The following is a 2023-nucleotide window of genomic DNA, read 5'->3' on the forward strand; positions in this document are numbered from 1 at the left end:
ACCTATATCAGCCAGGAGGCATGGAACGATGAGGTAACCCGTTACGGCTTAATGCCGGATGACCCGTCCAAACCGAGGTTTATGTGACAGCTATGGGAACATGGAGCGATACAGGAATAGAGATACCTTTTGGCAGGACATCCGGCAAGGTAAAGACGCTTTGCCCGAAGTGCAGGGAAGGATCGAGGCGTCATAAGCTGGACAAATCGCTTTCTGTCAACCTTGATGAAGGCCTGCATTACATCCCGGCTAAAGACAGGAAGTGCAATACCCTGCAATTCCCGTATCTCCTGAATATACCGTATTTAGCGAAAGCTTACGGAACAGGAAGGAGTAAGAAAGGCTGGAGTTACAAGGAGGCTAAGGATATTTTAAAATAGGAACCCAATGCGGAATCGTATATACTATATCCTGAAAAAGCAGGGCTGTCTTGCCGGTAGTGAATACAATCCCATAAAAGGGAATATCCGCCCTTTTATGAAAAACAGTGAAAATAAGGAAAATACCATAAAATGGGGAATTCCCCACTTTACGGTAGATTTTGAAAAACAGGGGCTTAAATAATTTATGTAAATAAGCAACACTTAAAATTGAAAAAAATGGAACGGAAATTTTTAAAAACAGCGGCTCAAAAGCCTTACATGATTGACAACAACGAAGGTATAAGTTTCAGTGTACAGGTAGTAACGCCTAAAATTGGCGGGGTTCCGGCACAAAAGGAGCTCTTATTCCTGGCCGGGGATATTATACCTGATAATTTGACAAAAGACGGATCTTTGGTTATATCCGTCACGAAGGATGATGCAAGGAAACTCATTGACAGGCTTACAAGGCTTGTAGATGAATTATAACATGTATAACAGGCATAACGGATATTTTATTGGGTTGCAGCAGGATGTAATAATACCCTGCTGCAATCATCCGGTAAACGACAGGAGCTTAGTCTTGGAATAGTTTAAAATACTTCTGACAGCTTCCTTGCTTTTAGTAATTTATCAATTGCCGTATACCTGGGAGCTTGCGGGGCCAGCCCTTTCTTATCCTTATCCAGCGGTATAGGCTTAATTTTTACAGGCTCTTTTACGTGAACGATGTATTTGTTCGTATCCTGGTATTTGTCTATGGATATTATTTCGGCATAGTATGTTATAGCCGATACGGGAGAGACCTGGTAAGCAGCTATATACTTTAGCCGGTCTATCATGGAGGCGCTGACACGGATGGCATACCAGCGGTTATTACCTAAGAATTCCCTTTCGAAGCCCTCTTCCCTGGCAGCTACCACTATCGTATTTAACTCTTCCGGTTTAAGGTTGCCGGTGGCTTCTGTCACTTCCCTGATCTCGGCATTAAACGGTGTGAATTTATGTATATAATCATCATTGTGCCTGAAAGTCTGGAATTCTATTATGTCGGTGTTGAGGGTCAACTGTCCCAGTACGTTTTCGAGTTCGGGTGAGGACTGGTCTATGATGACTACCGCATACAATGGCTTCTCGAATATCAGGCTCTCCAGGAAAGCATCTATATTACGGTATCCTGCGCGGATCAGGCCCTCTTCCACCTGTTTTGCCCTTTGTTCGTTACTCATCAGGTGGTCGAGCAGGAATGATTTTATCTTGCGGCCGCTGGCTTTATACGAGATCGCAAATTTCAGGAGCTGTGAACCTATGTGTTTATAAGGGTCATGGCTTGTAGGTTTGTTATGGTTATATTCATTGTTTATTCCCTTTGTTACAGGATTAGGCTACAAAAGTAATAAAAGCAACCGGGATAGCAATTCCCAATACCGGTATATTGCTCCCTGTACAGGAGGTAAATATAGCTTTTCAGTATTGGAAGGGTATTACCTGCTGCAAAAAAGATAAGAGGGTACCGGTCGATAAACAATACAAATCAGGCAGCAACAGCCGGCAAAATACGACCTGCACACCGGATTCATTTTTGTTAAATACAAAAATAACAAAAACAAATCCTGTATAACATGCTGTATATCATATAGATAGTTGCTAACGCTTGTTTT

General features: G+C 42.4%; 4 protein-coding genes. 3 read left to right on the forward strand and 1 reads right to left on the reverse strand.

Translation table 11 applies throughout. From position 1 onward, the window contains the following. Positions 1-83: 83 nt before the first annotated feature. Genes ACFO6W_RS26360 through ACFO6W_RS26370 form a run of 3 tightly spaced genes read left to right on the forward strand, consistent with a single transcriptional unit; the run spans position 84 to position 851 of the window. Positions 84-380 (forward strand): hypothetical protein, encoded by a 297-nt coding sequence (locus tag ACFO6W_RS26360; RefSeq protein ID WP_380002165.1) that lies wholly within the window; start codon positions 84-86, stop codon positions 378-380. A gap of 7 nt (positions 381-387) precedes the next feature. After that, positions 388-564 (forward strand): hypothetical protein, encoded by a 177-nt coding sequence (locus tag ACFO6W_RS26365; RefSeq protein ID WP_380002159.1) that lies wholly within the window; start codon positions 388-390, stop codon positions 562-564. 35 nt (positions 565-599) lie between these two features. Beyond that, positions 600-851 (forward strand): hypothetical protein, encoded by a 252-nt coding sequence (locus ACFO6W_RS26370; protein ID WP_380002161.1) that lies wholly within the window; start codon positions 600-602, stop codon positions 849-851. A gap of 104 nt (positions 852-955) precedes the next feature. Here ACFO6W_RS26370 and ACFO6W_RS26375 read toward each other — a convergent pair whose 3' ends face one another. After that, complete coding sequence (locus ACFO6W_RS26375; RefSeq protein WP_380002163.1) at positions 956-1591, reverse strand: hypothetical protein; 636 nt, start codon at positions 1589-1591, stop codon at positions 956-958. Positions 1592-2023: the final 432 nt, after the last annotated feature.

It is taken from the genome of Dysgonomonas termitidis (genome assembly GCF_042654545.1).
Taxonomy (GTDB): Bacteria; Bacteroidota; Bacteroidia; order Bacteroidales; family Dysgonomonadaceae; genus Dysgonomonas; species Dysgonomonas termitidis.

What these genes read in the sequence shown, in the direction of transcription:
- ACFO6W_RS26365 (WP_380002159.1), top strand. Translation starts at nt 388, where the DNA reads ATGCGGAATCGTATATACTATATCCTGAAAAAGCAGGGCTGTCTTGCC.
- ACFO6W_RS26370 (WP_380002161.1), top strand. Translation starts at nt 600, where the DNA reads ATGGAACGGAAATTTTTAAAAACAGCGGCTCAAAAGCCTTACATGATT.
- ACFO6W_RS26375 (WP_380002163.1), bottom strand. Translation starts at nt 1,591, where the DNA reads ATGAGTAACGAACAAAGGGCAAAACAGGTGGAAGAGGGCCTGATCCGC.